The following is a 25,840-nucleotide window of genomic DNA, read 5'->3' as shown; positions in this document are numbered from 1 at the left end:
GATTCAACCACCCGACCGACGCGGGGACGCCACGCGCGCCGCGGGGTCGGAGACGGGGATGCCGACCCGGAACCAGGCGACGAGCTGCTCGTCCGGAGCGACCTGCCAGCGTTCTTCGAGCATGGCTCTGGTCTCCGGACAGTCGAGCGGTGCGCTCTGGGGATGCACGTACAGGCCGTGACGCTGGAAGCCGAGCCAGAGCCGGGTGAGCAGTCGCCCCGCGGCGAGTTCCTGCTGTGCCCCGGTGGGTCCGACGATACCGAGGACAGTGCCGGAGCCCTGGGTCGCGGAGGCCGACATCCTCGCCAACAACCCGGGCAGCCCGACGCCGCGAAGCGTGCGGAACACCCGCGGGCTGATCAGCGTCCGCAGGCCGGCACGTTCGACCTTCGACAGCACGAGCATCGCGTCGTTGAGGCCGTCCTCGTCGTAGTCGGGGTGGCGCGGCGACAGGCGGGTCCACCGGTGGAGCTCGGCGACGATCGCCGCGTCGCCGAAGAACCACCGGTTGGCTCGGATGAGGAACGGACGGGCGTCCCGGGTCGGCATCGAGACGAGCCGGAACCCCGCACGCTCCACCTCCGCAGCGGCCGCCGTGAGGACGTCGGGCGGAGGAGCGCCGTCCCGCCATCGCCCTCGCCAGACGCGTCGTCCACGGACGTCCGCCGAGGAGAACGTCGTCTGGTAGCCCTCCTGGCGGCGCGAGAACCGGCCGACCTCATCGGTCTCCGCGTCACCGCCGGTGGAGGCCTCGAAGCGCAGTCCGACACCGGCCGACGCCGCACAGATGAGGAGTGACTCGACGAACGCTCCGAACGACAGCATCGTGTCGCGTCCTCGCGGATCGCTCGCGCCGAGGGTGCGAGTGCGATCCCGGCGGAGGACGAGTTCGTCGCCCTGACGGTCCACGCCCCACGGCTGCGTGTTGTGGGCGTTCGCCGCACGAGTCGCCTCGGACACGAGCGCCGAGAGGTCGTCATCGGCCGACAGGCCGCTGAACCGCGCGTCCACTCAGCCCTCCGTGATCCCGATGCGACGGTGGATCGCCGCGAGCCACCGCGGCACCCACCAGTTGCATCGTCCGGCGACGCGCATGAAGACCGGGACGAGCACGCCGCGGATCAGGATGGCGTCGATGAGGATCGCGATACCGGTACCGATGCCGAGCATCTTGATGATCGACACCCCGGAGGTCGCCATGGCGAAGAACGACACCGCGAGGATCGCCGCAGCGGCCGTGATGATCGGGCCGCTCGCACCGAGCCCGCTCCGCACCGCCTCCGCGAGATCGCCCGTGGCACGGAACCGTTCCTGGATCCGCGCGAGGAGGAACACCTCGTAGTCCATCGAGAGTCCGAAGGCGATGCAGAACAGCAGGATCGGGATCGAGATGGCGATGGGCGACGGGGTGAAGCCGAGCACGTCCGACAGGTTGCCGTCCTGGAAGAGGAACACGATGACGCCCAGGATGCCGACCAGCCCGACCACGTTCAGCACCAGCGCCTTGATCGGGAGCAGCACGCTCCCCGTGAACAGGAAGAGGATGATCAGCGTCATGAGCGCGATGGCCGCGGCGGCGAACGGCAGACGCGCCGAGATGGAGTCACCGATGTCGATCATCTGTGCCGCGAGGCCACCGACCAGGACGGTCGAGCCGGCTCCAGGGTCCACCGCACGGACGTCGCGGACGAGCTCCGAGCCCTCGGGCGAGTACGGGACGACGTCGGTCGCGACCTGCAGCCAGAGCGCCGAACCGTCACGGAAGTGCTGCTCCGTCCGCGCGTCGGCCGGGACGACGAGGCGTCCGTCGACGAAGCTGCCGAGGGACGTCGTGACGGCCTCGACGCCCGTGATCGAGGAGAGTCCGGTGGCGTACTCCTCGAGCTCGCGGTCCGTCCCCGCCCAGTCCTCGGTGACGACGGAGACGGCGTCCGCCTCGGCGACGTCGAAGTCGGACCGCATGATGTCCGCCACGACACGACTCTCGGCGTCGGCGGGGAGCACTCGTTCGTCGGGTACCCCGAACTCCGCGTGCGCGAACGGCGCGGCCATGGCGATGAGCAGCGCGATCACGGGCACCGCCAACCACGGACGGCGATACGCGTGGTCGCCCACCCGGTACCAGAACCGACCCTCGGCCCCGGCCGGGCGCCGCGAGCGCAGACGGCCCCAGTCGATCCGGCGACCCAGGAGGGTGAGGGCTGCGGGCAGCAGGACGACCGCGCCCACCACGGAGCAGGCCACGATGACGAGTCCCGCGATGGCGAACGAGCGCAGGAAGTACTGGTCGAACAGCATCAGCGTGGCGAGCGCCGCGGCGACGACGACGCCGCTGAACACGATGGTCCGGCCGGTCGTCCGCCGAGCGATCCGCAACGCCTCCTCGTCGGTGGCTCCGCCCGAGCGTTCGTCCCGATAGCGGGTGAGGAACAGCAGGCAGTAGTCGATGGCGAGTCCGAGGCCCAACGCGGTGACGAGGTTGACTGCGAACAGGGAGACCGAGGTGAGCTGCGCGACCACGTTCAGCAGGCCGAGGGAACCGAGGATCGTGACGCCCGCGACGCCGACGGGCAGCAGCGCGGCCACCACACCGCGGAACGCGAAGAACAGCAGCACGAGGGTGATCGGGATGGCGATCGTCTCCGCGACGATGATGTCCGTCTTGACCTGCGCGTTCAGGTCGTCGTTGATCCCCGCGATGCCGCCGAACCGGACCGTGGCCGACGTCACCTCCTCGGTGATCGTCCCGCGGAGCGCGGTGGTCGCGCGTTGCACCGTGTCCTCGTCTCCGGCGAGCGCCACGAGCACGACGCCGCGGTCCGTGTCGCTCCGCAGCTGCTCCGCGTCGGCGTAGGAGCCGGTGACGCTGGCGCCGTCCACATCGTCAACAGCGCCGACGATGTCGTCGAGCGCCTCCCTGCCGGCGGCGCTGTCGAGTCCGTCGGAGACGTCCACGACGAGGACGAGTTTCGGGTCGCTGCCGGGGAACCGGTCGGCGAGCACGTCCGCTGCAGCCACGGAGTCGGACTGCGGGTCGTCGAACCCGCCCGTCTTGAGGTTGTCGAGGACGTCGGCCCCCGCGATGCTCGCCACGATCGCGAACACCAGGCCGATCAGGAGCGTGATCACCGCCCGTCGTCTGGGAGTCGTTCTGGAGTGGTTCGTCATTCGGATACCTCGATGTCGTGGGTGATGCGGTTGAGTTCGGATGCCGTGATGTCCACGACCCGCTGGATCTGCTCGGCGGTGTGCTCCGCGGTGATGAAGAAGCGGAGCCGCGCCTGGTCGTCCGGTACGGCCGGGTACAGGATCGGGTTGACGCTGAAGCCGTGGTCGAAGAGCGCCGTCGCCAGGGCGAGCGCCCGTTCCGAGCTGCCGACGATGCACGGCACGACGGGCGAGTCGGCGCTGTCGCCGATGTCGATGCCGGCGGCCCGGGCCGTCTCGCGGAAGCGGTCGGCGTTCTGCCGCAGGCGGCTGAGGCGCTCGGGCTCGTCGCGCATGAGCCGGAGGGCGGCGAGCGACGCGGCCGCGTTCGCCGGGGTGATGCCGACGCTGTACACGAACCCGGGCACGGAGTACTTGAGGTAATCGATCGCCGCGGCGGTGCCCCCGACGTAGCCGCCGCATCCGGCGAGCGACTTCGACATCGTCCCGCACCAGAGGTCGATGTCCGAGCGGTCGACGCCGAAGTGTTCGCCGACCCCGCCCCCGTTCGCGCCGACCGTTCCGATGCTGTGCGCTTCGTCGACGAGCACCAGTGCGCCGTGCCGCCGCTTCAGCTCGATGAGCTGCGGGAGCGGCACGAGGTCGCCGTCCATGCTGTAGACGCCCTCCACGACGATGAGGACTCGGCGGAACCCGCCGCGGATCGCGCCGAGGAGGTCGTCGAGCGCGTTCAGGTCGTTGTGGGGGAAGGACCGCCGGGTGGCTCCGGAGAGTTTCGCCCCCTGGATGATGCTGTCGTGCGCGAGGCTGTCGTGGACGATGAGATCGCCCGGTTCCACCAGGTGCCCGATGACACTCACGTTCGTCGCGTGGCCGCTCACCAGGGTGAGCGCGGACTCCACCTGGAGGAGGTCGGCGAGCTCCTGCTCGAGCTCGGCATGGATCGGGCGCTCACCGGACAGGAACCGACTGGCGGACACCGAGCTGCCGTATCGGGCCACGGCGTCGGCGATCGTCTCGGCGACCACGGGGTGGCCGGTGACACCGAGGTAGTTGTAGCTCGAGAAGCTCACGAGCTGGGCGTCGCCGATCGTCGTCGTCGCGTCGATGATCCCCTCATGGAGCAGGAAGTAGGGGTTGCGGTCGGTCTGCTGCCGGCGTTCCCGCATGGCGACCGCCTCCGGGAAGCACTCGATGCGGGCGTCGGCCTCGGTCCATCGGGTCGGGCGGTCGGCCGACGCCGGGGAAGCGGCAGCCACCGGTTCCGTCTCGACCCGCGGAAGCCGGTGTTGCGGCTCCTCGGCGAACGGGTGCAGCAGGGACCCGACGCCGTCCAGCACCTGCTCCACCGTGGGCCGCCCGGCGAAGCGCTCGCCGAGCTGGGCGGGGGTCGGCAGCGATGGCCACTCCGTGTGCAGCTGGGTGATCAGCTCACGCATCATCAGCGAATCGAATCCGAGCTGCTCGACGAGGTGCATGTCGGGCCGGATCAGGTCCAGCGGGAACCCGCTGATGCGCGACACCATGCCGAGGATGACCGCGTCGGACTCGGCGCGATGCGACCGGGAGGCTGCGAGGCCCATCCGCGCGACCACCTCCGCCTGCGGCGAGCCGGGTTCCGTGGACCAACGGAACGGATCCGTCGACGCGGGCGCGTGACCGGCCTGCCCGGAACCCTCGATGAGGCTCAGCTGCCGGTGCATGAGGGCGAGCAGTCCGGGCAGGTGGTCGGCCTGGGCCTCGGCGGCTCGCGGCTGGATCGGCGGTCGTGCCGACGGTGGTCCGGCGAGCGGGGAGGGCGGCAGGTCGTGGGGGTTGTGACGCATGGAGTGGGGATCCTGTTCGACGGGGGAGGGTGGTCGGTGCGGTTCGGATGTGGGTACTCGGGGCGTGGTCGTCGGGTCGGAGGCGTCCGGTCGGACGACCCAGTACGGCTCGGTCGGCAGCGGCGCGATCGGCAGCGCCACACCCGCGGTGTCTGGCGGGACGAGCGATGACAGGTCGAGGTCGGCTCCCAGCACCGTCAGCCGGCCGAGCAGTCGGAGGAAGGTCGCCGCGCCGTCCGGCGCCGACGCGCTGCTCGGGATGACGTGCACGTCGGGCGCATCGCCCAGGGAGCGCCGGATGGACCCGAGCAGCGCCGAACCCCCACCGATCTGGACGTAGACACCGACGTCGGATGCGGACGCCGACTCGATCGCCTCGCGGAACCGCACCGTGGAGAAGACGTTCTCCTCGAGCTGACGGCCCAGCTCCTCGCTCGTCTCCACCGCGCGGCCCGTCACGGTCGACACGAGCTGCACCTGCGGCGCGCGAGGCCGGAATCGCGACAGGTCCGCCACGAGGGCCGGCCGGATCGGCTCGAGCAGGGGCGAGTGGAACCCGGTGGCGACGCGCAGCGGGTGTGTCGACACCCCGTGCTCGACGCACCGTTCCGCAACGGTGCGCAGGGCCTCGCCGGTTCCACTCACCACCGTCTGCCGGGGATCGTTGGCGGCCGCGATCCACGCGTCGTCGATGCCGCTGAGGAGCGCTGCGGCCCGCTCGGCGTCGCAGCCGAGGGCCGTCATGCCGTCGCCGGGTCGCGTCGCAGCCGACCGCATGTGGTGTCCGCGGACCGCGGCGAGCCGCACGGCGGCGGGCGCCTCGAGCGCGCCCGCCGTCGCCAGGGCGGGCAGCTCACCGACACTGTGCCCGATGACGAGGTCGGGCTCCACGCCGATCTCGCGCAACTGCGCCACGGCCGCGAGCGCCGTCACCGCGAGCGCGGGTTGGCAGACCTCGGTGGACGTGAGACGGTCGACTCCGGAGGGGGTGTCGGCGTCGGCCGCGGAGAGCGCCGCGAGCACATCGACCCCGGTCTCGTCGAGCACCTGCTCGTTCAAGGTCTCGGCCGCTGCACGGAAGGCGGGGAACCGGTCGAGGAGGTCAGTCTGCATCCGCGGGGTCTGGCTACCCTGCCCGGGGAAGACGAAGGCGATCCGCCGAGCGGCCTCGTCGACACGGACACCGGTGCAGACGTCCGCGGAGATCACCCCGGTGGCTCCGCTAGCGAGCTGCTCCACGGCGGCCGACAGCCCGGAGATCAGCTCGGCGGCGGTGCGGCACACGATCGCCAGACGGGTGCTCGCGAGCGAGCGGAAGCTCAAGGTCCGTGCGAGGCCGGCGATGGACGGTGCGTCGGCGGCGTGGAGGACGGCGAGGACCGCACGGAGGTGCTCGCCGAGCAGCGTGGGGTCGGCGGCCGAGAACACGAGGAGGTGCGGGAGCGGTTCGTCGGCCGCTCCCCCAGCGGCACGCCGACGGACTCGACCTGCTCGCGTCGCCGGTGATTCGAGCACCACGTGCGCGTTGGTGCCGCCGAACCCGAACGAGCTGACGCCGATGAGGCCCAGACCGTCGTCGCCCGGGTCGATGGTGCGGGAGGCGAGCGCAAGGCGGCCGTCTCGGAGGGTCTCGGCGTGCGCCTCGGAACGCAGGCGGGGCTGCCCGGGGACGACCCGATGCCTCGCCATGAGCGCTGCTTTGACGATGCTGGCGATCCCGGCCGCCGCCATCGTGTGCCCCACGAGCGCCTTCACCGCCGTGACCGTGGCGGTCCGGTGCGGCGATGTCCCGAGACGACGCAGCGCCGCCAGCGATTCCAGCTCGGTGCGGTCGCCCACCGGGGTGGCCGTGCCGTGCGCCTCGACGACGCCCAGGTCGGCGGGGTCGGCAGCGGCGTCCTCGTAGGCCCGGCGGAGCGCTGCCAGCTGTCCGTCCGTCGTCGGCGTCATCGGTCCTTCGGCCCGGCCGTCGTTGGACACCCCGGAGCCGCGGATGACCGCGTAGACGTCGTCATGGTCGTCGATGGCGGCCTCGAGCGGTTTGACGACGATCATGCCGACGCCCTCGCCGAGGAGGAATCCGTCGGCATCGCCGTCGAACGGTCGGCACACCCCGCTCCGTGACAGCGCACCGATCCGGGAGAAGGCGACCATCGCATCCGGGACGAGGCTCAGGTTGACGCCGCCGACGAGCGCCGCCGAGCACTGCCCGGACCGGATGGCGGCGATCGCCTGGTGGAGCGCGACGAGGCTGCTGGAGCACGCGGCGTCGACCGCGAAGCTCGGGCCGCCGAGGTCGAGCGTGCTGCTCACCAGCGCCGGCCCCATGTTCGGCAGGCATCCCGGCATCGAGAACGCGTGGAACGGGCGCACACCGGCGACGCGCGCGCCCATCGCCGCCGCGAGGTCGGGGCCGGCGTGTTCCGCGTGGACCGAGTCGTCGCCGAGGAGTTGCGCCCGGATGCGGAGCGAGGAGAGTTCGCGGTAATCGTTCGCAGCCATCCCGACGAAGACGCCGGTGGACGACCGGTCGATGCGACGACGTTCGAACCCGGCGTCGATCCAGGCGGCTCGCGCTGCCTCGAGGAGCAGGCGATGTTGCGGGTCCATCGCGTGCGCGCGACTGGGTGGGATCCGGAAGTGCCGAGCGGCGAACTGCTCGACGCCGTCGATGAAGGACCCCTGGTCGGAGTAGGCGTGATGCACCGCTCGGGGGTCGTGCGGCGCGAAGAAGGAGGCGTGATCCCATCTCGAGCGGGGGACGGCGGAGCCGCTGCGTCGGGCCGCCAGGATGTTGCGCCAGTACTGGTGGGCGTCTGCCGCGCCACCGAAGCGGGCGGACAGGCCGACGATGGCGAGTGGTCGAACGGGCACGACGAGAGAACCTCCGAGGGTGTTGATCGCGGATGGAACGAGGGGGCAGGTCGGCATGTCGACGACTCCGAGCGGAGTAGGTCGAGGTCCAGGGGCCACCTCGCGGTGAGGAGAGCCGGCCCGTGGGCACGCCACAGCTCGACTGTAGCCATCTGAAACATCAGTTCGGTTGCTCGTTCGGAATCTGTGGATAACTCGCGGGCAGCGCAACCCCCAGCCGGTGCGGAGGGTCGGCTGGAACACTGGCGATATGACGACCATCACGCTGACCAAGGGCCTCACCGCCTACCGCGCCGATCCGCCGAAGGGCGTCGAGCTCCGCGGCGGGCTCGGGCTCATCCACGAGATCTGGGGCCTCGTCCCGCACATCACCGACGTCGCCGACCGGTTCGCCGCGGAGGGGTACCTCGTCATCGCGCCCGACATCCTGAGTGGCGCCGGCGTCACACCGGAGATCGGTGCGGAGCTCGAGAGCCTCGTCTTCAACAGTGACGAGGCGACGAGGACCGCGGCACAGCCGAAGCTGCGCGAGAAGCTCTCGGCCTCGAAGTCGCCCGAGTACGCCGAGGAGGCGCTCGGGTACCTGGGGAAGGCCGTCGACGCCCTGTTCGACGAGGAGGGGATCGACGGGCGCGTCGCCGTCGTCGGCTTCTGCTTCGGTGGCGGCTACAGCTTCGCGCTCGCCGCGGCCGACCGCCGCATCCGCGCCGCTGTCCCGTTCTACGGCTACCCGCCGGAGCCCGAGGCTGTGACGAGCATCGCCTGCCCGGTCCTCGCGTTCTACGGCGACCAGGACGAGGGCCTCATGCAGAGCCTGCCCGAGCTGACCACGACGATGGAGGACGCGCGTGTCGAGTTCACCGCGACCGTCTACCCCGACGCCGGTCACGCCTTCTTCAACGACACCAACACGATCACGTACCGCGAGGACGCGGCCGCCGACGCCTGGGTGAAGACGCTCGCGTTCCTCGACACCTCACTCGGCAACGCCTAGCCCGAGCCATCCACGTCCGTTCGCCCGTTTCTGGGCGAAGAAACGCCCGCTCGCCCAAACATGGGCGAGCGGGCGTTCGGGTGAAACGGCGGAGGCCTACGCGCCCTTGAGGCGGGTGGCGAGGTAGGCGTACAGCTCGTCGATGGCGACACGCTCCTGCTGCATGCTGTCGCGGTCGCGGACCGTCACGGCGTTGTCCTCGAGCGAGTCGAAGTCGACGGTCACGCAGTACGGAGTACCGATCTCGTCCTGACGACGGTAGCGGCGGCCGATCGCGCCCGAGTCGTCGAAGTCGATGTTCCACGAGCCGCGCAGCTCGTCGCCGATCTGGCGGGCGAGCGGCGACAGCGCCTCGTTGCGGGACAGCGGCAGCACGGCGACCTTGACGGGCGCGAGACGCGGGTCGAGGTGCAGCACGGTGCGCTTCTCGATCTTGCCCTTGGCGTTCGGCGGCAGCTCCTGCTCCTCGTACGCGTCGACGAGGAAGGCCATGAGCGCACGGGTCAGACCGAAGGACGGCTCGATGACGTACGGCATGTACCGCTCGTTCTTGGCCTGGTCGAAGTAACTGAGGTCCTTGCCGGACTGCTCGGCGTGCACCTTGAGGTCGTAGTCGGTGCGGTTCGCGACACCCATGAGCTCGCCCCACTCGCTGCCGGCGAAGCCGAACTTGTACTCGATGTCGACGGTGCGCTTCGAGTAGTGCGCCAGCTTCTCCTGCGGGTGCTCGAACCAACGGATGTTGTCGGGCGTCATGCCGAGGTCGATGAACCAGGCCCAGCACAGGTCCATCCAGGTCTGCTGCCACTCGTCGTCGGTGCCGGGCTCGACGAAGAACTCGATCTCCATCTGCTCGAACTCGCGGGTGCGGAAGATGAAGTTACCGGGCGTGATCTCGTTGCGGAACGCCTTGCCGATCTGGCCGATGCCGAACGGCGGCTTCTTGCGGGCCGTCTGCAGCACGTTCGCGAAGTTCGTGAAGATGCCCTGGGCGGTCTCGGGACGCAGGTAGTGGAGACCGGACTCGTCGTCGACGACGCCGAGGAAGGTCTTCAGGAGGCCGGACATCTGACGGATCTCGGTCCACTGGCCGACCTTCGAGGGGTGCTCGGGGTCGGGGATGTCGGCGAGGCCGTTCTCCGGCGGGTGGCCGTGCTCGGCCTCGTACGCCTCGAAGAGGTGGTCGGCCCGGTACCGCTTGTGGGTGATGAGCGATTCGGTCAGCGGGTCGCTGAAGACCTTGACGTGACCGGACGCCTCCCAGACCGGGGTGGGCAGGATGACGGCGGAGTCGAGACCGACCATGTCGCCGCGGCCACGCACGAACGCGTTCCACCACTGGCGCTTGATGTTCTCCTTGAGCTCGACACCCAGGGGCCCGTAATCCCACGCAGACCGCGTGCCGCCGTAGATGTCTCCCGACGGGAAGACGAAGCCGCGGTGCTGGGCCAGGGTGATGACGGACTCGAGATGGGACTGCTCTGCCATGGGTGTGGATCCTCCGTGCCGCTTGCCACGCGGCGGTACCTTCCGGTGCTGACGCCTGGCTGGCGCCCGCTCCCGGAACCCCTCAATCCTATGGGCGAGCCCGTGAGGACGCCCAACGGCCCTTGTCCCGCTCAGGGCGGCCGCCTAGCCTGACAACCATCGCGGTACGCAGGATGGAGCATCGATGGATTGGCTGTGGAACCTCGACGTCATCGACGGTCCACTCGTCTGGGTGCTCGACGGGCTCAGCATCGCCGGCCTGCTGTACCTCGTCATCCGTCGGTCCGGGCTGCTGTGGTACCTGAGCGCCGCCGTCGCCCTCCTGGCCGGCGCGCTCCTCGCCCTGGGGACGGTGTGGCTGGTCTTCGACGTGCTCAACCTCTTCGGCGGGCCGTTGATCCGCTCCGCGGAGCCCTGGTTGATCGGCGTCTTCGCCGGCATCGCGCTCGCCGTCCTGACGATCTGCTGGCGCGTCTCGTGGCAGCGGCGCGTCATCGCCGTCGCGTGCATCCTCGTCTTCGGCGCGACCGCGGCGCTGGGCGTCAACGGCGCGTACGGTGTCCAGACCACCCTCGGGTCGATGTTCCACGTCCAGAACCGCAAGCCGATCACCCTCGTGACGCCGACGAGCACGCCCACCGGCGATCCGGCCCGTCCGCTGTACGAGACGTGGAAGCCGCCGGCCGATCTGCCGAAGACAGGCAGGTTCGGCCCGCTTCCCACCGGCGACCGGATCCCGAACACGAACTCCGGGTTCAACGCCCGCCCGGCGCAGGTCTACTACCCACCCGCTGCACTCGTGAAGGATCCCCCGGCGCTCCCGTTCGTCCTCATGATGATGGGACAACCGGGTGACCCCGACGCGAAGTGGATCGGCGAGGCGCTCGACGCGATCGCCGCCGACCACCAGGGGCTCGCCCCCATCGCGCTCGTCGTGGACCAGCTCGGCGACCCCTCGGTGGATCCGCTGTGCATCGACGGGCGGTACGGGAAGGTGGAGACCTACGTCACGCAGGACGTCCTCCCCTGGGCGAAGGCGAACCTGCACATCCTCCAGTCGCCGAAGGATTGGACGGTCGCCGGGTACTCGGCCGGCGGCAGCTGTGCGATCTACTACGGAGCCAAGTACCCGCAGACCTTCGGCAACGTCGTCAGTGTCTCGGGCGAGGAGTATCCCGGAGCCGGCCTCCCGGCGGACAACCTGCGCGTGATGTTCAACGGCGACCAGAACGCGTACGACGCGATCAAACCGGCGACCATCATGGCGAAGACGACATACGCCGACACCGAGGCGTTCTTCTCCGCGGGGACGGCGGACGCGGTCTACACCGACATGATGCGGCGCGCCGCATCCACCGCGACGGCGGCCGGCTGGAAGGTCCAGACCTTCGCGATACCGGGTGGCGACCACGGCGCCAGCTCGCTCACGGGCGGGCTGGACCAGACGCTCCGTGCGCTCTACCCGCGGATCGGTCTCCAACGACCGTGACGGGGCTCTGCCACCCCGGCTTCCACTCCATCGTGGCCTGTGGAGAACTTCGGCGGCGGTGTGGACCGATTGGTTATGGTCGATGCCCATGACCACCCAGCTCCCGCCGATGCCACAGCCCCTCCTCGTCCAGATCGGCAACATCAGGGTCACTGAGGACGTGATCATGACACCCGCCGGCACGTGGCCGCTCGCGGACGTCAACGTGACGTCGAGCGATCAGACCTCGACGACCACCCACACCCCGGCGTGGGCCATCGTGCTGGTCATCGTGTTGATCTGGTTCTTCTTCCTCAGCCTGCTGTTCCTGTTCGCGAAGGAGAGGCGTGTCTCGGGGTTCGTCTCCGTGAACGTCCAGGCCGGCCCGTACACCTACACCGAGCAGGTCCCGATCTCGACCGACTTCGCCCGACACGACACCATGAACCGCGTCGGCTACACCCAATCACTGATCGGGCAGGCACGGCACCGGGCGATCGCGAACCGAGCGGCGGAGTCCTCCCGGCACCCTGAGGTGCAGTGACCGGTCGCTCGCGGGCCATGCACGCGACGAGATGACTCAATCGGGCGGCGGCGCGAGGGACGCGCCCTCGAGGAAGGCGCCCATGACGAGTTCGTGACGCAGTTCACCGAGGGTGCCGTCGAGACGGCCGACGAGGGTCTCGACGCCCATTCGGCCGAGTTGGGCGGCGGGCAGCAACGTGACGGCGAGTGCCGGGTCGGCCGCTTCCGACACCTCTCGCGTGGAGGCGACGAGGACGACGGACAGGTCGTCGGGGACCGAGACGCCGCGCCTGCCGAGCTCGCTCACGAAACCGAGGGCCGCCCGATCGTTGAGCACGAGGACGGCGGTGACCTCGGGCGCCTCCTCCTGGAGGGCCGCCGCGATCTCGCGACCACCGGCCGGATCGGGAGTGCACTGGAGCGTCCGAGCGCGGAGTCCACGGGCCGCGCACACGGCGTGGAAGGTCTCCTGCACGCGGATCACCGGGCCGTAACCGTCGAGGTCGGCCCGCTCGACCTCCTCGAGCAGGGCGAACTCCCGGTGACCGAGAGCCTGCAAGCGGTCGATGGACAACTCGACCATCCCCTCGAAGTCGACGTCGACGTAGTCCAGACCGGAGGGGTCGCGCGTCCGACCGATGAGCGTCAGTGGCGTCCCGGCCGCGAGGAGACGGTCGACCCGATGGTCGTCGAGCCGCACCTCCATGAGGATGACGCCGTCGATGAGGCCATCGGAGGTGAACTCGCGAAGCGCGTCTGGGTCGCTCGGCTCCGGCCAGAGGACGACGGTGTACCCGAGCTCAGCGGCAGCCTCCGCAGCACCGGTGAAGAAGCGGGCCGCGTTGTCGGACAGTCGATGTTGGAGCACCGGGAACAGCAGTGCGATGATGCGGGTCCGCCGGCTCGCGAGCGCACGGGCGACCGCGTTCCGGCGGAAGTCCAGCTCGACCATCGCCGACTCCACCCGCAGTCGAGTGGCCGGGGACACGGGCTTCGAATCGTTGACGACGAACGACACCGTGGCGACCGAGACCCCTGCGAGTCGCGCGACGTCACGCATCGTTGCCATGGATCCCCGTTCAGGTGCGGTGCTGTCCGGTCAGTCTCTCACGGATCACGATTCGGTAAACCGGTTAAATTGCTCCTTGACGACTCCGGCGACGCAGTGCATGCTGGTTCCCGAAGCGCGCAGTAAACCGGTTAACTTTCTGGTCTGCGCGATCCGACCTCGACCGGCGAAGGAGCCGTGCTGATGCCTGTACCGACCACGGAGGACCGCCGGTCCGAGCAGCCACTGCGCGTCGCGATCGTCGGGTACAGCTTCATGGGCACGATCCACGCGCAAGCCTGGACCACCGCTCCCCGCTTCTTCGACCTCGGCCGCGGGGTCGACCTCGTCGCCGTCAGCGGTCGCGGTGCCGACGCCGCCCGCGCGTTCGCCGACCGGTTCGGGATCGCCGACGTCGAGACGGACTGGCGAGCGCTCCTCACCCGCGGCGACATCGACGTGATCGACATCTGCACCCCTGGCCACCTCCACGCCGAGATCGCGATCGCGGCACTCGACGCCGGTATCCACGTCCTGTGCGAGAAGCCGCTCGCGAACACGCTCGAGGAGGCCGAGCGGATGAACGCCGCGGCCGAGCGAGCTGCGGCACGCGGCGTTCACGCGATGGTCGGCTTCAGCTATCGGCGCACCCCCGCACTCGCCTATGCACGACGGCTCGTCGCCGACGGTCGCCTCGGGACGATCCGTCACATCCGGGCCCAGTACCTGCAGGACTGGATCGCGGATCCGACGTTCCCGCTCGTCTGGCGGCTCGACGCCGACCAGGCCGGCTCCGGTGCGCTCGGTGACCTCGGCGCCCACATCATCGATCTCGCACGGTTCGTCACCGGGCAGGAGCTGACCGGCGTGAGCGCCCTGACCTCGACCTTCGTCACCGAGCGGCCGCTCCCCACCTCGTCGAGCGGCCTCAGCGCCACCGCGGGCGACGATCCCGAGGATGGCGACGCGGCGGAACCCCTCACCGGGCGGGTGACCGTCGACGACGCGGTCGTGTTCATCGCGCGTACCGACGGCGGCGCCCTGGCGACGTTCGAGGCCACCCGCTTCGCCACCGGTCGCAAGAACGCGATGCGGCTCGAGGTCGACGGCTCCGACGGATCGCTCGTCTTCGACTTCGAGCGCATGAACGAGCTGCAGTTCCACGACCACACCCTCCCGGCCGAGGAGGCGGGCTTCCGGCGCATCCTCGTCACCGAACCCGGCCACCCGTATGCGGACGCCTGGTGGCCGGCCGGACACGGTCTCGGCTACGAGCACACCTTCGTCCACGAGGTCGCCGACCTCGCCCGTGACCTCGCCGCCGGCCGGGCGCCCGAACCTGGCTTCGCCGACGGCCTCCTGGTGCAGCGCGTGCTCACCGCGGTCTCGGCGAGCGCCGACGCAGGCGCCGCCTGGATCCCACTCGACCGCTGACCGAACCACCCACCGCACCACGATCACCACCGCATCACGAACACCACTCACCAGGCAAAGGAGCCATGACATGAGATCCACGACCACCCGCGACACCCGGCCACGCATCATCCGTCGGCCGCATGTGCTCGGATCGCTCGCGATCCTCGCGATCACCCCGTTCGCCCTCACCGCGTGCAGCGGTGGCGGTGGCGCGGCGGCCGGAGGCGACGCCGGCACCCTCACGATCCTCGACTACTACAACAACGAACCCGACAAGACCCTCGTGGGCGACGCCCTCGACCGGTGCGCGGACGACGTCGGCGTGAAGATCAAGCGCGAGACCGTCCCCGGTAAGGACCTCATCCAGAAGGTGCTCCAGCAGTCGTCGTCCAAAACGCTGCCCGACGTCCTCATGCTCGACAACCCGGACGTCCAGGAGATCGCCGCGACCGGCGGCCTCTCGCCGCTCAGCGACTACGGCGTCGACACCTCGGGCTTCGCGAAGGGCATCCTCGACGCGGCGAGCTACGAGGGGGAGGTCTACGGCCTGGCGCCGACGGTCAACACCCTCGGCCTCTTCTACAACGAGGACCTCCTCGCGGCGAAGGGCATCACCCCGCCGACCACGTGGGACGAGCTCAAGACGGCCGCCGCTGCACTGACCGAGGGCGACACCTACGGGCTGGCCTTCAGCTCCATCGCCACCTACGAGGGCAGCTGGCAGTTCCTGCCGTTCATGTGGACCAACGGCGGCGACGAGACCGACCTCACGACGCCCGCCGTCGCCGAGGCCCTCCAGCTGCAGGTCGACCTCGTGGACTCGGGTTCGGCGTCGAAGAGCGTCATCAACTGGTCGCAGGCCGACGTGAACGACCAGTTCATGGCCGGTAAGGCCGCGATGATGATCAACGGCCCGTGGCAGATTCCGGCCCTCAGCGCCGACACCAACCTCAAGTACGGCAGCGTGCAGGTTCCGGTCAACAAGGCCGGCCAGACACCTGTCGCCCCGCTCGGTGGCGAGGTCTGGACCGTCCCCGTGACCGGCGACAAGGACAAGCAGGCGAAGGCGGCGAAGTTCGTCGAGTGCATCTCGAGCGACGAGAACCAGCTCGCCCTCGCGGAGGCCCGCTTCACCGTCCCGACGAAGACGGCCCTGGCCGAGCAGTACGTCGCGAAGGTCCCCGAGATGGCCGCGTTCACGGAGCAGGTCGCCAACGCCCGCTCGCGCACCGGCGAGCTCGGCGAGGAGTGGCCGGAGGCCGCGACCGAGATCTACACCGCCATCCAGCTCGCCCTGACCGGGCAGGCGACGCCTGAAGAGGCGTTCAAGCAGGCGGCCGCGGGCTGATCCCGATGAGCAGTGGCATCGCCGGAGCATCGCTCCAGGACCGGAAGACCGGCCAGCGGTCCAGCGGCACCGACGGGGGCGCGCCGACCAAGCGCACCCCCGCCGGGGCCGGCCGCCGGTCCCGACGCTTCCGTCGGGAAGACCTGATCAAGCTCGGCTTCGTCCTCCCAGCAGCGCTCTACATCGTGCTCTTCTTCGGCTATCCGGTCGTCAAGAACGTCACGATGAGCTTCCAGGAGTACACGACGAAGACGTTCTTCACGGGCGAGGCGCCGTGGGTCGGGTTCGCGAACTACGTGACCGTGTTCAGTTCCCAGCTGTTCACACCGGCGCTGCTCAACACGGCGCTGTTCACGATCGGGTCGATCGCCGGGCAGTTCGTGATCGGGCTCGCGCTCGCCGTCTTCTTCAAGCGACGCTTCCCCCTGAGCTCGTTCCTCCGCGCGATGCTGCTGCTCCCCTGGCTCCTCCCCCTGATCGTGTCGAGCGCCACCTGGCGGTCGATCCTCGACCAGGACAGCGGCGTCCTGAACGCCGCCCTCGGATCCATCGGCCTGTCGGGCGTCCCCTGGCTGACGAGCCCGTCGGTGGCCCTGTTCGCGGTCGTCCTCGTCAACATCTGGATCGGCATCCCGTTCAACGTCACGATCCTCTACGGCGGCCTCCAGGACATCCCCGACGAGCTCTACGAGGCGGGAGCGCTCGACGGCGCGACCGGCTGGAAGGCGTTCCGCCACATCACTTGGCCGAACCTCCGCCCCGTGGTCAGCGTCGTGCTCGTGCTCGGCGTCGTCTACACGATCAAGGTGCTCGACATCATCCTCGGCCTCACGAACGGCGGGCCGGCGAACGCCACCCAGACCCTCGCGGTGCGCTCCTACCAGGAGTCGTTCGTGAACTTCGAGTTCGGCGTCGGCGCCGCTTTCAGCAACATCCTGATCGTCATCTCGCTCCTCTTCGCGATCGTCTACCTCCGCGTCAACCGACGCGCCGTTGACGAGTAAGGACACGGACCCTCATGACCACGACCAGCATCGTGACCGGCGGCCGGCAGACGCGCCGCTTCGCCCCGGTCGGCCCGCGTCGACACCGCGGCGACCGACGCCACCTCGGCTACACCGTCGTCGGCATCCTCATCCTCGCGATCATGCTCTTCCCCGTCTACTGGATGGTGAACGCGTCGCTGCAGCCGTCGGGCAACACACTCACGGGCGACTTCTTCCCGATCAACCCGAGCTTCGCGGGGTATGAGAAGGCGATCGCCGACCAGGGCGGGCACCTCGTCACGAGCCTCATCATCTCGCTCGGTACCGTCGTCCTGTCGCTCGCGATCGCGGCCCCAGCGGCCTACGCCCTCGCACAGTTCCGGTTCCGCTGGATCAGCATCGCGCTCCTCGTGATCCTGATCGCCCAGATGATCCCGGGCATCGTGATCGCGAACGCCCTCTACTCGGCGTACAACGACCTCGGCCTGCTCAACTCGATCCCCGGGCTGATCCTCGCCGACGCCTCGCACGCCATCCCGTTCGCGATCCTCATCCTGCGGGCGTCGATGCAGACCATCCCTCCGTCGATCGTGGAGGCGGCGCGGGTCGACGGCGCGGGGCACGTGCGGGCCTTCGTCTCGATCGTCCTCCCGGTGAGCCGCAACGTGCTCATCACCGCCGGCCTGTTCGCCTTCCTCTTCTCCTGGAGCGACTTCCTGTTCGCCCTGACGCTGACGACGACGGAGGACGTCCGGCCAGTGACGCTCGGCATCTACCTGTACCTCGGCTCGCAGGTCTCGAACTGGAGCGCGGTGATGGCGACCGCCGTCCTGTCGTCCCTGCCCGCGATCCTGCTGCTCGTCATCGCCCAGCGGTTCATCGCCGCGGGTGCGACGGGCGGTGCCGTGAAATGACCGACGACCACTCCGACACCCTCTCCGACCACGCAACGCATCCTCGAAGGAGCACCACCATGTCCGACAGCAGCACCCCCATCCGCGTCCTCGTCTGGGGCGAGAACCGCCACGAGCAGATCGAGGAGAAGGTCCGCGCCATCTACCCGGACGGCATGCACACGACCATCAAGGAGGGCATCGAGGAGCACCTCGGCTCTGACGCCGTGGTGACCACGACCACGCTCGACGAACCGGAGCACGGGCTCACCGAGGAGGTGCTCGCCGCGACCGACGTGCTCGTCTGGTGGGGCCACGCGGCTCACGGTGAGGTCGCCGACGAGGTCGTCGAGCGCGTGCACCAGCACGTGCTCGCCGGTATGGGCCTGCTCGTGCTGCACTCCGGCCACTGGTCGAAGATCTTCGGCAAGCTCATGGGGACCTCGTGCACGCTCCGGTGGCGGTCGGAGGAGGACCGCGAGATCGTCTGGACCGTCGACCCCACCCACCCGATCGCCCAGGGGATCCCGCACCCGTTCATCATCCCGGCGCAGGAGATGTACGGCGAGTTCTTCGACGTCCCCGCGCCCGACGAGCTCGTCTTCCTCTCGACCTTTACCGGTGGCGAGGTCTTCCGTTCCGGCATGACCTACAAGCGCGGCTTCGGCAAGATCTTCTTCTTCTCCCCCGGCGACCAGGACTACCCGGTCTACCACCACGAGCACGTCCGTCGCGTCCTCGCGAACGGCGTCCGTTGGGCGCAGACGCTGCGTCCGGAACGCGCGGTGCCGGTCCTCCTTCGGTACGAGACCGAGGACTTCTACAACGGCCGCGGGTACGAAGGGGCGCTCGCGCGATGAGTGCTCCTGTCGACGGTGGCTTCGCGACGCTCGCGGACGCCACCAGGCCGGTCCGGCTCGTGCTCGTCGGTGCGGGCGGGATGGGACGGGCCTGGTTGCGGACGATCCTCGCGAACCCGGACACGGAACTCGTCGGCGTCGTCGACCTCGACACGGCCCTCGCCGAGTCGGCGGTGACCGAGGCCGGGCTCCGGGCGGGGCCCGAGGGTGTCGTCGTCGGCACCAGCGTGTCGGTCGTCGCCGAGGCGACGGGGGCGGACGCGGTCGTCAACGTCACCGTGCCCGCCGCGCACCACCCGGTGAACACCGAGGCGCTCTTCGCCGGGTTGCCGGTGCTCTGCGAGAAGCCGATCGCACCGACGGTGGCGCAGGCCCTCTCGTTGGCGGCGACGGCCGAGGCCAGCGGGCAATTGCTCATGACGAGCCAGTCGCGTCGCTACTACGCATCGATCGCCGCCTTCCGGGAGCAGGTCGCCACGCTCGGTCGGCTCGGATCCGCGACGACCGAGTTCTTCAAGGCACCGCACTTCGGCGGCTTCCGCGAGGAGATGGCGCACGTGCTGCTCGTCGACATGGCGATCCATGCCTTCGACGCCGCCCGCTACGTCCTCGGCAGCGACCCGATCGCCGTGTACTGCGAGGAGTACAACCCGGGGTGGAGCTGGTTCTCCGCCGGCGCCGCCGCGACCGCGGTCTTCGAGTTCGCCGGAGGCGTCCGGTACACCTACAGCGGCAGCTGGTGTGCGGACGGCGTGGAGACCTCGTGGAACGGCAGCTGGCGGGTGAACGGCGAGCACGGCACGGCCGTCTGGGACGGCGACTCCGCTCCGCAGCGGCAGCTCGCGCCGCAGGGCGGATCTCCGTCGGCGGTCGAGACCGCTGAGCTCGAGCCGGACGTACCGGAGGAGATCGCGGGCTCGCTCGTCGAGTTCGTCGATGCCCTGCGCACGGGGCGTGTCCCGTCGGGTGAGGTGCACGCCAACGTGCTGAGCCTCGCGATGGTGGAGGCCGCCGTGCGGTCCGCCGAGTCCGGCGAGCGCGTGGTCATCGCCGACGTGCTCGCCCAGGCGCACACGCGGGCGATCGAGGCCGAGCCGCGCGCCGACGTCCGGGCCGCGCTCGTCGCCTCCCGCTGAGGTGAGGCGGATCGTCGCCCGCGCACCCCGCGAGCGACGATCCGCCTCACCTCACCAGGTGCCGTCGAGGAGGTCTCGGGTCACGACCAGGTTGAGCACCCGCCAGAGGCCGGAGTGGCCCGGCGTCTGGCCCGGCCTGTTCGGCCACCCCTCGAGGCGTGCGACACGGACGAAGCCGACCTCGTGCCACACGGGGTCCGTCCTCCGGAAGCGGTGCGGCTGCCAGACGACCGGACGCTCCGGCAGGCTGAACGACGCCGGCTCGCGCTTCGCTCGCAGCGTCGCCAGGGTCTCCGGCCCGGGGATCTGCTCGCCCACCCAGTCGAGGACGTCGAGCTCGGGTGAGTCGCCGTATCGGGACCGATGGATGCCGGCGACCCGGAACAGGGCGGTCAGTCCGTTGGGAGCCGTGAACGCGAGGACGTCACCCGGCGTCAGGTCGTCCTCCACGTGGCGCCACGATCGACGGAGGCGCTTCGGTGCAGGCTGCGGGCCGAGGAGCTTCTCGCGGAGGCGGTCGAGGGCCGCGGTCCGCCTGGCGACCTCCCCCGGGCCCGCTTCGGCCCACAACTCGAGGTCGGCACCGCGATCGATCGCCGCGAGCGCCCGCGTCCGCACGTCGGGATCGAGTCGGCCGACCTCGCTCTGCGCGGCCGCGAGCGGGATCCACAGCTCGCCGTCCTCGCGCTCCACCAGGTGGGCGAACGACGCGATGGTCCGTCGCGTCGCCTCATCGTCCGGCACCCGGTCCTGCACGTACTCGCGGTACTCGGTGCGGATGTCCGACGCCGTGTCGTTCGAGAAGATCGCCGTTCCCCATGCACCCATCCCGGCATCCTGCCAGACCCCTCGCGTCAGCGGCCAGGTGAGGCCCATACGATGGATCCAGCCCGACTCCGAGACGAAGGACGCTGCATGCCATCCCGCCCCACCAAGCTGATCCCGCCGACCTTCTCCCGCACCCCCTCACTCGACGCCGAGGCGGTCGAGTTGAGCGTAGCGATCGAACTCCCCGAGGGCGTCGAGGCGATCGGCCTGGCCGTCGCCCCCGCAGCCGACGGTGCCGGCGACGACATCCCCGCCGCGCTCGGACTCGACCGTGCGGCCCTGACCCGCGCCGGCTTCACCGGCGAGATCGGCCAGACGCTGGTCATCCCCAGCCAGGACGCCCCGACGTACATCGCGGTCGGCGTCGGTGCCCCCGAGAAGCGCACCCCGTCAGCCCTCCGCGACATCGCTGCTGCCTTCGCACGTGCGGCATCCTCCTTCGCGAGCATCGGCCTCGACGTGGCGCGCTCGTTCGACCTCGACCCGGCCTCCGCCGGCCAGCTCGTCGTCGAGGGCGCGCTCCTCGCCCGGTACCGCTACACCGAGCTGAAGCGGGAGACCAAGCGCACCCCGCTCGTCGCGCTCCACCTCGTCGCCGGTGCTGAAGACCTCCCGGAGACCGCGACCGGCGCGCACCGCGGTGAGGTCCTCGCCCGCGCGGCGAACCTCGCCCGCGACCTCGCGAACACGCCGCCCGGACATCTCACGGCAACCGACCTCGCCGAGGTGGCCGAGACGCTCGGTGCCGCCAACGGGCTCGACGTCGAGGTCTTCGACAAGGACGCGCTCATCGAGCTCGGTCTCGGCGGCCTGCTCGGGGTCAACGCCGGCAGCGTCGAGGAACCGCGCATGATCAAGCTCCGGTACACGCCGAAGGACGACGACGGCTCGCCGATCGAGGCCGCAGGACACCTCGCGCTCGTCGGCAAGGGCATCATGTACGACTCGGGCGGTATCTCGCTCAAGCCGTCCGACCCGTCCCACGCGGCGATGAAGATGGACATGGCGGGCGCCGGAGCGATCCTGTCCGCCATGACGGCGCTGGAGGAGTTGCACTGCACGAGCAGCGTCACGGCGTTCCTCATGTGCACGGACAACATGCCCTCGGGCTCGGCCACGATGCTCGGCGACGTGCTGACGTTCCGCAACGGCACCACCGTGGAGATCAAAAACACCGACGCCGAGGGTCGCCTCGTCCTCGCCGACGGCCTGAGCCTCGCCGTCGAGGAGGAGCCCGACGCGATCGTCGACATCGCGACGCTGACCGGTGCCGCGATCATGGCGCTCGGCACGAAGACGGCTGCGGTGCACGGGACCGACCAGGGCATCGTCGACCAGACGCTCGCGTCATCGAAGGCCACCGACGAGCAGCTGTGGCAGTTGCCGCTCGAACGCAGCTACCGGAAGCAGCTCGACTCGGACGTCGCGGATCTCGCCAACATCGGCGGCCGGTTCGCCGGTTCCACGCTCGCCGCCCTGTTCCTCGCGGAGTTCGTCGGCGACATCCCGTGGGCGCACCTCGACATCGCCGGCACCATGCTCGTGGAGTCGGACGAGTCCTGGCGGTCGAAGGGTGCGACCGGGTACGGCACGCGCCTCCTCATCGACCTGGCGCTCAACTTCCGCGCCTGACGCCGGACGCGGCGTCGATGCCCGGTCCCCTGAGCCTGTCGGTGGGCGGCGACCGGACCACCTTCCCCGCGAGCACGTCGACAGGCTCAGTGACCGGATCAGCCCAGCCGCAACCCGGTCACTGAGCCTGTCGAAGTGTCGAAGGCCACCCAGCGACAACCTCCGTTGCCGTTCCGGCAAGAATCACGTGTTCGCAGCCGGTGTCACGGCAGGCTGATGCCATGACCTCCGAGCACGAGCCCGCCATCACCGATCCCGCCGCCTTCTGGGAGCACCGCTACAGCAGCCGCGGCCAGGTGTGGAGCGGCAAGCCGAACGCCGCACTCGAGCGCGAGGTGGGCGGGTTGGTGCCCGGCACCGCGCTCGAGCTCGGCAGCGGGGAGGGCGCCGACGCCGTCTGGCTCGCCCGGCAGGGCTGGTCCGTGACCGCGGTCGACATCTCCCCGAGCGCGCTCGCCCTCGGAGCGTCGACCGCGGCAAAGGCGGGGGTCGCCGATCGCGTCACCTGGGTGCAGGCCGACCTCGTCGAGTGGGAACCGTCGGCGTCGTTCGATCTCGTCACCGCGACCTTCCTGCACTCCCCCGTCGAGTTCCCCCGGGAGGCGGTCCTGCGCCGTGCGGCGTCGGCGGTCACTCCCGGCGGCACGCTGCTCATCGTCGGCCACGCCGGCCCGCCGCCCTGGGCGACCGAGCACATCGCGCACGCCCACTTCCCGACGCCCGAGGAGGTCCACGCCTCGCTGGAGCTGGAGGCGACCGACTGGGAGGTCGTCACCGCAGGCCTCGTCGCGCGCGCCGCGATCGGGCCCGACGGCGAGCCCGCCGAGCTCGACGACAGCGTCCTCGTCCTGCGCCGACGTCCCTAACTCAGGAGCCTCCCGGCGTGTCGCGCCACCTGGCCGGCGCGTCGCGCCCGACACGCCGCAGCACTCCTGAGTTAGGGACACAACAACACCCGCCGCGCACCCCCGGCTCACACCGGATCCTCCACGTCCCTAACTCAGGAGTGGCTCGGCGCGTCGCGCCGCCCGGCCGGCGTGTCTCAACCGACACGCCGCAGCACTCCTGAGTTAGGGACAGGACTGAGGTCGAATCGGGTCAGCGATCAGGGGTCAGCGGGTCGGAGGCGCACCCACGGAGCCGCGCTCGATGAGCGTCTGGGCGAGCACGAACTCCTCCGCGTCGAAACCCGTCCCCCCGATCCGCGCGATCAGCCGACGCGCGGACTCCGCCCCGAGTTCGTAGATCGGCTGGGATACGACGGTGATCGGCGGCGTCGTGAGGCTCGTCCAATCGGCGTCGTCGAAGACGATGAGCGACACGTCGCCGGGGATCGCCAAGCCGAGTTCCCGGATGGTCCGGAACACGGCGGAACCGACCAGGCTGTCGGACGCGACGATCGCCGTGACGGCGTCCGGGCCACTGAGCACCCGTCGCGTGATGACGTCGATCCCCTCTGCGCGGGCGTTGAGGTGGACGAAGGACGCGGCATCCTCCTCGCCGGCCTCGCCGAGCGCCGCCGTGAACCCGTCGATGCGGTCGCCCACCGAGGAGGATCCCATATCGTCCCCGAAGGCGTAGGGGTGCTCGTGGGCGAGCGTCGACACGAAGGCGATGCGGCGGTGACCGGCGGCGAGGAGGTGCCGGGTCGCCGTCAACGCCCCCGAAGCGTTGTCGGCGACGACCGTGTCGGCCTCCATGCCGGCCGCACGACGGTCGAGGAGCACCACGGGACGCCCCTCGGCGAGCGCCGTTTGTAAACTTCTCGTTTCGATCGAGGAGGCCGGCGTGACGATGAACCCGTCCACGCGCTTGTCGAGGAGGAGCTCGATCGCGGCCGTCTCAGCGTCGACCTCCTCGTCGGAATTGGCGAGGATGAGGTCGAATCCGGCTGCTTGCGCGACGTCGGAGATCCCCCGGGTCGCACGAGCGAAGAAGGGGTTCTCGATGTCGCCGATGACCACCCCGATGGTGTTCGACTTCCCCGTGTTCATGCTCTTCGCGAGGGCGTTCGGGCGGTAACCGAGGCGTTCCGCGGCGGCCTGCACACGGTCCCGCACATCCTCGCTCACGGCACCGTAGTCGCCGAGCGCGCGGGCCGCAGTGGCCTTCGACACCCGTGCGGCCTTCGCGACGTCCGACACCGTCGCCTCGCGTCTGCCGGTACCCGGATCCGTTGCCATGTGCCCTCCGATGGGGTCTGCTGCGTCGTTGACGTTGTCCGAGAACCAGGGTACTGTCCTGGACAACCTGTTGAGACCGGTCTCAACCTACGACATTGAGACCGGTCTCACCAGCAGAACGACAGCAATGGAGCTGGCGGCGTCCACAAGACACGAGCCGACGGTTCCCTCCACGCACCACGAACTCCTCCCCACGATTGGACTCGCCGTGACGAATCGCTTCACCCTCCGCAGGACGGCCCTCCTCGCCGTCGCTGCGGCGACCGCCCTCATCCTCTCCGCGTGCTCCGGTGGTGCCGGAACCGCGAGCAGCACCGAGGACAACCCGTACGGACTCATCACCCCCGGACAGATCCGCGTCGCCAGCCTCGGCGACTCGAAGCCATACACCTTCACCGACGCCGACGGGACGTTCACCGGCTTCGACGTCGAACTCTTCACCGACGTCGCCAAGCGGATCGGGATCGACGATGTCGTGTTCACCGGTCAGGACTTCTCCGGTCTGCTCTCCGCCGTCGCGAACGGTCAGTTCGACGTCGGCGTCGCCGCCATCGGCATCACCAAGGAGCGCGAGCAGACGGTCGACTTCTCCGACGGTTACCTCGCCGGGTACCTCACGGTCATGGCAGCGAAGGACTCCGGCATCACCGACGCGGACAGCCTCGCCGGTAAGCGCCTCGGCGTCGTCCAGGGCACCCTCCAAGAGGCCTACGCGGTCAAGCACTTCACCGACACCGAGCTCGTGCGCTTCCCCGACAACAACTCGGCGATCTCGGCCGTCAACAGCGGCAGCATCGACGCCCACTTCCTCGACTACGAGGCGGCGAAGGAGTACGCGGCCCAGTACGGGCTCGTGAACGCCATCGACATCCCGTCCTTCGACGCACCGGCCGGGTTCGCGATCGCGAAGGACAAGCCCGAATTCAAGAAGGCCCTCGACAAGGCCCTCGCCGAGGCGATGGAGGACGGCACCTGGAAGAAGCTCTACCAGAAGTGGTTCCCGGGCTCTCCGATGCCCGAGCAGTACCTCCCGAAGGCGGAGCAGACCTCCAGCCCCAGCCCGACCTCGTCGACCGAGTAGTCCCCGTCTCGTGGTGCGGGCCGAGCACCGGCCCTGTCTCTTATACACATCTCCGAGCCCACGAGACTTAAGACAAGATCTCGTAT

19 protein-coding genes are annotated in these 25,840 nt (G+C 69.8%); 12 read left to right on the top strand and 7 right to left on the bottom strand.

What is annotated here, in order from left to right:
- Positions 1–3: 3 nt before the first annotated feature.
- Genes ACQG07_RS14120 through ACQG07_RS14110 form a run of 3 tightly spaced genes read right to left on the bottom strand, consistent with a single transcriptional unit; the run spans position 4 to position 7,868 of the window.
- Complete coding sequence (locus ACQG07_RS14120) at positions 4–1,011, bottom strand: hypothetical protein (RefSeq protein ID WP_426738580.1); 1,008 nt, start codon at positions 1,009–1,011, stop codon at positions 4–6.
- Positions 1,012–3,129: an MMPL family transporter gene (locus ACQG07_RS14115; protein ID WP_426738579.1), complete on the bottom strand. Its 2,118-nt coding sequence runs from the start codon at positions 3,127–3,129 to the stop codon at positions 1,012–1,014.
- A 35-nt stretch (positions 3,130–3,164) separates the two neighbouring features.
- A complete protein-coding gene (locus ACQG07_RS14110) occupies positions 3,165–7,868 on the bottom strand; it encodes a type I polyketide synthase (protein WP_426738578.1) in 4,704 nt (1,567 codons plus the stop codon).
- Positions 7,869–8,118: 250 nt separating this feature from the next.
- On the opposite strand from ACQG07_RS14110, the gene ACQG07_RS14105 reads away from it, so the two are divergent.
- On the top strand, positions 8,119–8,862 hold the full coding sequence (locus ACQG07_RS14105; protein WP_426738577.1) for a dienelactone hydrolase family protein: 744 nt from the start codon (positions 8,119–8,121) through the stop codon (positions 8,860–8,862).
- Between the two features lie 96 nt (positions 8,863–8,958).
- On the opposite strand, the gene ACQG07_RS14100 is transcribed toward ACQG07_RS14105, so the two are convergent.
- A complete protein-coding gene (locus tag ACQG07_RS14100) occupies positions 8,959–10,350 on the bottom strand; it encodes a glycine--tRNA ligase (RefSeq protein WP_064295424.1) in 1,392 nt (463 codons plus the stop codon).
- Positions 10,351–10,534: 184 nt separating this feature from the next.
- Between ACQG07_RS14100 and ACQG07_RS14095 the strand changes: the two genes are divergently transcribed.
- Positions 10,535–11,839, top strand: a complete 1,305-nt coding sequence (locus tag ACQG07_RS14095) for an alpha/beta hydrolase (RefSeq protein WP_426738576.1) — start codon at positions 10,535–10,537, stop codon at positions 11,837–11,839.
- A gap of 88 nt (positions 11,840–11,927) precedes the next feature.
- Positions 11,928–12,362: a hypothetical protein gene (locus tag ACQG07_RS14090; RefSeq protein WP_159876789.1), complete on the top strand. Its 435-nt coding sequence runs from the start codon at positions 11,928–11,930 to the stop codon at positions 12,360–12,362.
- 36 nt (positions 12,363–12,398) lie between these two features.
- Here the strand turns inward: ACQG07_RS14090 and ACQG07_RS14085 are convergent, their stop codons facing one another.
- Positions 12,399–13,412: a LacI family DNA-binding transcriptional regulator gene (locus tag ACQG07_RS14085; protein WP_249404621.1), complete on the bottom strand. Its 1,014-nt coding sequence runs from the start codon at positions 13,410–13,412 to the stop codon at positions 12,399–12,401.
- Between the two features lie 183 nt (positions 13,413–13,595).
- On the opposite strand from ACQG07_RS14085, the gene ACQG07_RS14080 reads away from it, so the two are divergent.
- The 6 genes from ACQG07_RS14080 (at position 13,596) to ACQG07_RS14055 (ending at position 20,030) form a co-directional block, all read left to right on the top strand.
- Entirely contained in the window at positions 13,596–14,825 is a 1,230-nt protein-coding gene (locus ACQG07_RS14080; RefSeq protein ID WP_426738575.1) for a Gfo/Idh/MocA family protein, read from the top strand.
- Positions 14,826–14,895: 70 nt separating this feature from the next.
- Positions 14,896–16,155 (top strand): sugar ABC transporter substrate-binding protein, encoded by a 1,260-nt coding sequence (locus ACQG07_RS14075; protein ID WP_229940496.1) that lies wholly within the window; start codon positions 14,896–14,898, stop codon positions 16,153–16,155.
- Between the two features lie 5 nt (positions 16,156–16,160).
- Positions 16,161–17,159, top strand: coding sequence for a carbohydrate ABC transporter permease (locus ACQG07_RS14070; RefSeq protein WP_124767972.1), 999 nt, complete (start codon positions 16,161–16,163; stop codon positions 17,157–17,159).
- A gap of 14 nt (positions 17,160–17,173) precedes the next feature.
- Positions 17,174–18,055: a carbohydrate ABC transporter permease gene (locus ACQG07_RS14065; RefSeq protein WP_426738574.1), complete on the top strand. Its 882-nt coding sequence runs from the start codon at positions 17,174–17,176 to the stop codon at positions 18,053–18,055.
- 59 nt (positions 18,056–18,114) lie between these two features.
- On the top strand, positions 18,115–18,894 hold the full coding sequence (locus tag ACQG07_RS14060) for a ThuA domain-containing protein (protein ID WP_426738573.1): 780 nt from the start codon (positions 18,115–18,117) through the stop codon (positions 18,892–18,894).
- The gene (locus ACQG07_RS14055; protein WP_426738572.1) at positions 18,891–20,030 is read left to right on the top strand and encodes a Gfo/Idh/MocA family protein; all 1,140 of its coding nucleotides are present in this window, start codon (positions 18,891–18,893) and stop codon (positions 20,028–20,030) included. Before ACQG07_RS14060 ends, ACQG07_RS14055 begins: the two co-directional genes overlap by 4 nt.
- Before the next feature lie 51 nt (positions 20,031–20,081).
- Here the strand turns inward: ACQG07_RS14055 and ACQG07_RS14050 are convergent, their stop codons facing one another.
- On the bottom strand, positions 20,082–20,858 hold the full coding sequence (locus ACQG07_RS14050) for a hypothetical protein (RefSeq protein WP_274498976.1): 777 nt from the start codon (positions 20,856–20,858) through the stop codon (positions 20,082–20,084).
- An 87-nt stretch (positions 20,859–20,945) separates the two neighbouring features.
- Between ACQG07_RS14050 and ACQG07_RS14045 the strand changes: the two genes are divergently transcribed.
- Together ACQG07_RS14045 and ACQG07_RS14040 are read left to right on the top strand one after the other, a co-directional pair.
- Positions 20,946–22,490 carry a leucyl aminopeptidase gene (locus ACQG07_RS14045; protein WP_124767962.1) on the top strand — a complete coding sequence of 515 codons (1,545 nt, stop codon included), beginning with the start codon at positions 20,946–20,948 and terminating at the stop codon, positions 22,488–22,490.
- A 221-nt stretch (positions 22,491–22,711) separates the two neighbouring features.
- Positions 22,712–23,356: an SAM-dependent methyltransferase gene (locus tag ACQG07_RS14040; protein WP_426738571.1), complete on the top strand. Its 645-nt coding sequence runs from the start codon at positions 22,712–22,714 to the stop codon at positions 23,354–23,356.
- Between the two features lie 246 nt (positions 23,357–23,602).
- Here ACQG07_RS14040 and ACQG07_RS14035 read toward each other — a convergent pair whose 3' ends face one another.
- Positions 23,603–24,673, bottom strand: a complete 1,071-nt coding sequence (locus ACQG07_RS14035) for a LacI family DNA-binding transcriptional regulator (RefSeq protein ID WP_426738570.1) — start codon at positions 24,671–24,673, stop codon at positions 23,603–23,605.
- Positions 24,674–24,881: 208 nt separating this feature from the next.
- Here ACQG07_RS14035 and ACQG07_RS14030 point away from each other — a divergent pair, with 208 nt between their 5' ends.
- Positions 24,882–25,754 carry an ABC transporter substrate-binding protein gene (locus ACQG07_RS14030; RefSeq protein WP_071261542.1) on the top strand — a complete coding sequence of 291 codons (873 nt, stop codon included), beginning with the start codon at positions 24,882–24,884 and terminating at the stop codon, positions 25,752–25,754.
- The last annotated feature ends 86 nt before the right edge of the window (positions 25,755–25,840 follow it).

The sequence above is a fragment of the Plantibacter sp. 2H11-2 genome (assembly GCF_050031945.1).
Taxonomy (GTDB): Bacteria; Actinomycetota; Actinomycetes; order Actinomycetales; family Microbacteriaceae; genus Plantibacter; species Plantibacter auratus.
Note: the sequence above shows the minus strand (reverse complement) of the source record. Positions and strands in the feature narration are given on the sequence as shown.

What these genes read in the sequence shown, in the direction of transcription:
- ACQG07_RS14105 (WP_426738577.1), top strand. Translation starts at nt 8,119, where the DNA reads ATGACGACCATCACGCTGACCAAGGGCCTCACCGCCTACCGCGCCGAT.
- ACQG07_RS14100 (WP_064295424.1), bottom strand. Translation starts at nt 10,350, where the DNA reads ATGGCAGAGCAGTCCCATCTCGAGTCCGTCATCACCCTGGCCCAGCAC.
- ACQG07_RS14095 (WP_426738576.1), top strand. Translation starts at nt 10,535, where the DNA reads ATGGATTGGCTGTGGAACCTCGACGTCATCGACGGTCCACTCGTCTGG.
- ACQG07_RS14090 (WP_159876789.1), top strand. Translation starts at nt 11,928, where the DNA reads ATGACCACCCAGCTCCCGCCGATGCCACAGCCCCTCCTCGTCCAGATC.
- ACQG07_RS14085 (WP_249404621.1), bottom strand. Translation starts at nt 13,412, where the DNA reads ATGGCAACGATGCGTGACGTCGCGCGACTCGCAGGGGTCTCGGTCGCC.
- ACQG07_RS14080 (WP_426738575.1), top strand. Translation starts at nt 13,596, where the DNA reads ATGCCTGTACCGACCACGGAGGACCGCCGGTCCGAGCAGCCACTGCGC.
- ACQG07_RS14075 (WP_229940496.1), top strand. Translation starts at nt 14,896, where the DNA reads ATGAGATCCACGACCACCCGCGACACCCGGCCACGCATCATCCGTCGG.
- ACQG07_RS14070 (WP_124767972.1), top strand. Translation starts at nt 16,161, where the DNA reads ATGAGCAGTGGCATCGCCGGAGCATCGCTCCAGGACCGGAAGACCGGC.
- ACQG07_RS14065 (WP_426738574.1), top strand. Translation starts at nt 17,174, where the DNA reads ATGACCACGACCAGCATCGTGACCGGCGGCCGGCAGACGCGCCGCTTC.
- ACQG07_RS14060 (WP_426738573.1), top strand. Translation starts at nt 18,115, where the DNA reads ATGTCCGACAGCAGCACCCCCATCCGCGTCCTCGTCTGGGGCGAGAAC.
- ACQG07_RS14055 (WP_426738572.1), top strand. Translation starts at nt 18,891, where the DNA reads ATGAGTGCTCCTGTCGACGGTGGCTTCGCGACGCTCGCGGACGCCACC.
- ACQG07_RS14050 (WP_274498976.1), bottom strand. Translation starts at nt 20,858, where the DNA reads ATGGGTGCATGGGGAACGGCGATCTTCTCGAACGACACGGCGTCGGAC.
- ACQG07_RS14045 (WP_124767962.1), top strand. Translation starts at nt 20,946, where the DNA reads ATGCCATCCCGCCCCACCAAGCTGATCCCGCCGACCTTCTCCCGCACC.
- ACQG07_RS14040 (WP_426738571.1), top strand. Translation starts at nt 22,712, where the DNA reads ATGACCTCCGAGCACGAGCCCGCCATCACCGATCCCGCCGCCTTCTGG.
- ACQG07_RS14035 (WP_426738570.1), bottom strand. Translation starts at nt 24,673, where the DNA reads ATGGCAACGGATCCGGGTACCGGCAGACGCGAGGCGACGGTGTCGGAC.